Here is a 4,409-nt window from a genome sequence, read left to right on the forward strand (position 1 = left end):
CTTGTCGTCCTTCCGGAGCCCCCGGTCGACGCTGCCTTGCTGCGGCAGCGTGCCGGCGGAGGTCTTGTCGGCAATCCAGAAGCCACTCGGGTTGCCTGACGCGAGCGCCTCCAGGTTCTGGTCGGCCGCCTTGCTGCAGTAGACGCAGTTCTGCTTCAAGGCCATGGGCCCCGCGCCGATCAGCGCTTTGCCGAAATTCAATGCGCTGCCGTACGCGAAGTTCGGGTTGACGTTCTCGGCGATGTACTGCAACGACGCGTTGTGCCCGCCTTGGGCCACCTGCTGCAATGCCGCCGCCTTGCCCGGTTCTTCCTTGATGCCGAGAAGGAAATTTTCGGACTGCCGAAGGTTCCGCTGGCTGCTGACGTCAGGACCTGGTGCCCTCGAAGCCGAGGGTGGCAGGCTGACGCGCCCCGCTGGCGGGCTCGTCGACCGGGAGACCCGCATCGGCAAGCCCGTCGCGTCGGACGCAGCCCGGCCGATATCTGCAGAGGTGCGTGACTGGCTTTCGGTGGGCTGGGCCTGACTCGGGCCTGTCGTTTGATGAACGTGGCCGCTTCCTGTCGAGATCGGAGTGATGGGTGGCATTCGGGCTCCAGTCCTTGGGCGAGCGAGGATGCCGGGCGGGTGCCCGCGTCTTCGTACCTCGGATTGTTGTTTTTGGCCACCCCAAGTGAGTCTCGATGAGCGAAGGTGTCTGCGCGCGAACGAATCGCGCGTCCGGGACGCCAGCCATGTGAAGGGCGTGCGCTCTACTGCGAGGGCGTGACCTTCGACAGTACAAGGCTCCCGTTGCAACATGCACAGTCGGCAGACTGCCGACGTGTCGCTGCGGACGTCCGGCCAATTCGTCACAAGAGATCCCCACCCATGCCACAAGGACGAGTCCCTGCGACGGGGGCCATCGTGCACACCGCGGGCGCGCTTGGCACAGGGCAAGATGCCAGCGTTCAGTACGTGAACCTCGTCGGCACGGACGGTTGGCTGCAGGCCCAGGATGACGCGACCATGCAGCGCATCGCGCTTCCCAAGTACACGAAGGTGCTCGTCAATCACCCTCATCTGGGACGCGTGAAGTTTCGTGTTCAGGAGGGGGCGCACCTGGGCCGAACGCTGAGCCTGTTCGAAGCCAATGCGCGCATGTACCTTGGCTCAAAATCACCGGTGCTGCAGCCAGCCCGCATGACCGTCACGTACGGCCGGTATGTCGAACGCTGGATCTCCGAGGCCCGAGGCGGTCAACCGATCGACCAGCAAATGGCGACCGTGGCGATCAATGGTCTGACGGTCGCGGTCACAATGAACTCCGTGTGGAACGGCCTGTTCACACCGCTTGAACCTGGTGAGTACAAAGTACTGCTTCCCGACGTGCCGCACAGAGGCAACATGACGCGCTTCTATCGAGACACCGAGCCGCGCCTTCAGTTCGACCAGGTGTGGTTTCCGATCCAGCATGGCGACAACAGCCGCTACGTCCATGTGGGCAACGTCTCCGACGGCTGCGTGACGGTGCTGGACTTGGCGCGGTGGGCCGACGTCCACGAGGCGCTCATCAGCCATCGCAGCCCAGACGGCCGCAGCGTTGCGACGCTCACTGTACGCGGCAAGCCCGAACGGCCACGATGAACGCACTCAAGACCATTTGGCGTCTGGCCAGTGTCCCCATCTGGCTCGCGGTCTCCGTCTGTGCTGCAGAAAACACCGAGCAGCCCCGCGAGCCTCTATCAGCCGACACGCTGCGCATCCTGTCGAACATCGACCGTCGGGCATCAGAGCGCACCGAGGCCGATAAGCGTGCGGCCGACAGCCTCAACCGTGATGGCGAGCGTGCTTACCGAAAGGGAGACTATCGAGCAGCGCGCACGGCCTTCTCGAACTCGTATCCGAACTTCCCCACAGCGTTCGCCTACATCATGACCGGCGACTCGCACTGGCGCGCCGCGCTTCAGATCGCAAGGGCTCACGCTACGTCGTCGTCGACCACAGGGGCGAGCGGGTCGCGCGCCTGTGTGATGTCGAACGAGCACTTCCCTCATGACCTCTTGATGGACCTCGATCAGCATCACGAGGTGGGCCTGGCTCTCGCAGCCAAGGCCAACGGCGGGAAACTCCCGAACGAACCGCTCGTTCAGCGTGCGAGCGCGGAGGCCGCGTGCCTCCGCAATTTGGGCACTCGGTATGAAACTGAACCGGCCACCGCTTGCGTTGACATGGACGCCCTCGCGGCGTGCCTGGGTGCTCCGCTGCTTCAGTAGCTCCTTTCCACCGCGGACGGTCCTTGAGCCAGAGGCCGACAACGTCGGCTCCTGATTTCAATGGGTGGCTCGACTACACCAGCGATTGGGCGGCGAAAAAGACGCGCTCAGAAGGGCCCAATCGGCGGTGCCCAGGGCAATGGCGGTGAAGAAGCGAATGCTCGTAGTTGATTCCGTCGGGGTCGGCTCGCAGCATCGACGCACCCCTTCACTTTTCAGGAGCGCATGATGTTTTCTCCCGTTGAAAGCCCCACGTACGCRCCGCCGCCAGCCAATGATTTGCTGGAGCACTTGAAGACGCTGCAGGACAATTTCGAGCACTTCGATACCGCGAAGGAAACGGTCAAGGGAAAACCGAGGTTCGGCGGTGGCGCCGACAACAATGTCAGTCGGGAAGACTTGACACTCGTGTCGCAGAACAAGGACCACAAGTTCACCGATGCCGAGCAGGCTGCCGCCCGTTATCTGTTGGACCACCCACAAGACCTGGCGCACCTGGACGTTGCTGGCGCCAACGACTCGATCGATTTCTTCGAAGCCGATGGCCGCATCTGCCGGAATGACGTCAACGTCGCCGTTCGGGACGCACAGGCCTTCGATGGCGCCAAGACCTTCCATGGCGAACAGCCTGCGATCGAGCAAGGAGCGACGGACGATGCCCAGCAGATGGCGTTAATCGCCATCCGGCAGCACGACAGCAATGTGGCCGATCCTCAGCAAGTGTTCACCGACGCTTTGCAAAAGCACAAAGGCGACAACGCCTGGCTGCAGCGCTTCTTCGGGGCCTTGGGTGCAGAGGACGGCGGCGCGTTGCTGTTCGACTCGCTGTATGCGGGCGGCGAATCACGCGCCGCGACGCGAGAGGCACTGGACAGCCTTTTCGACGCTGGCTTGCTCAGCGATGCCGACTTGCAGGCAGTGCAGATCAAGACCGATCCGCTGGCATCTCCCCACTTCACCTTGAAGGATCTGATGGATGCTGATGGCGTTCAGCGGCAGATCGAAGGACGCCGCGACATCCTGGAAGACATGAAGAACGCGCCCAGGGACTCGTCGGCGAATGATGCCTATGAGGCGCTCTTGACGGTGCAGAGCGAGCCCAACTCGACTGAGCTGAACAAACTGGCCGAGCGGTATGGCATCGATCCCGCCCTGCTCAAAGGCGCGATTGCAGCGGAGCTGGACTTCGACTTCGACAAAGAGATCGATGGCGTGGCCGACGGGCTTTGGCGCAACACGCCTTTGCATCTGCTGAACGGCCCCGGCGCCAGCAGCGTTCACGACAGCGGGCTGCAATGGGCCCTGGAGTATCTGAAGGGCCACCCCAACGTCACCGGCGCCGAGGCTGCTCAGAAATTTGCCAGCCGCGACCCTGACCGCGACAACAGAGCCAACTTCATGAATTCGGCGGAACAGGCGGCCATCTGTCTGGCCGCGTTGACGGCCTATCGCAAGGAACATGGCGCCTCGACCACAACGGCGACCGACATGGCCGTGACCTGGGGGGCGTATCGGCAGGGAGTCAAAGGTCTGACCCCGGACGGCAAGGGATACACCATCGAAGGTTTCCTGAACAACCAGGTGGAGATCGACGATGTCGAAGGCGAGCCCCACACGGCGATCGGTGGCAATGCCTACCAGTCCGAGCCGTACTTCTCGTGGCTGCTCGCCAACCCATGACAGCGGGGAGTTGCATGGCGCGTGGCTGAGCAGGTCTTTCGCGTTGGGAGCGGGACCTCTGGGCGATGAGCCGTCCGCTTGTCACGACTTCGAACCCGCCGCGTGCGAGCAATGGCAAGGCCACCACAAAAGCGCCCAAGGCAACGAAGTCAGCCAAGTCAATTGCCGCAGCGCCGGCCAAGCAGGCTACCAGCGCCCCGAGTGGCCAAGGGGCCCAAGGCCACGTCTCGCCCGCCTCTGGCGGCGGCTGACGCGGCCTCTGCGTCCTCTTGATACGCGCTTGAGCGACCAGGCCGAGCGCTGACCGCTTCCGTGGCTGAAGTCAATCCATTGCACCCTTGGCGACCGTAGCGGCCACGCTCAGCCCGCTGTTCGCCGGCCTGCTTGCAAACACGTTGGCGATTGGGTAGAGCCGGCAGCGGCGCGACTTCCGCAGGCTGCAAAGGTCGATGGCTGATTGATCTGGATGGCTGC

4 protein-coding genes are annotated in these 4,409 nt (G+C 63.3%); 3 read left to right on the forward strand and 1 reads right to left on the reverse strand.

From position 1 onward, the window contains the following. A partial coding sequence (locus AC1DYI_RS27785; protein ID WP_477207357.1) for a hypothetical protein occupies positions 1–453 on the reverse strand: 453 nt, incomplete at its 3' end. Positions 454–957: 504 nt separating this feature from the next. Between AC1DYI_RS27785 and AC1DYI_RS27790 the strand changes: the two genes are divergently transcribed. The 3 genes from AC1DYI_RS27790 to AC1DYI_RS27800 all read left to right on the forward strand — a co-directional run bounded on the left by AC1DYI_RS27790 (position 958) and on the right by AC1DYI_RS27800 (position 3,935). After that, positions 958–1,626 (forward strand): hypothetical protein, encoded by a 669-nt coding sequence (locus AC1DYI_RS27790; protein ID WP_477207358.1) that lies wholly within the window; start codon positions 958–960, stop codon positions 1,624–1,626. Beyond that, positions 1,623–2,255 carry a hypothetical protein gene (locus tag AC1DYI_RS27795; protein ID WP_477207359.1) on the forward strand — a complete coding sequence of 211 codons (633 nt, stop codon included), beginning with the start codon at positions 1,623–1,625 and terminating at the stop codon, positions 2,253–2,255. The genes AC1DYI_RS27790 and AC1DYI_RS27795 overlap by 4 nt, the downstream gene beginning before the upstream one ends. Before the next feature lie 228 nt (positions 2,256–2,483). Then, a complete protein-coding gene (locus tag AC1DYI_RS27800; RefSeq protein WP_477207360.1) occupies positions 2,484–3,935 on the forward strand; it encodes a hypothetical protein in 1,452 nt (483 codons plus the stop codon). The last annotated feature ends 474 nt before the right edge of the window (positions 3,936–4,409 follow it).

It is taken from the genome of Ideonella sp. P3_A4 (assembly GCF_056403075.1).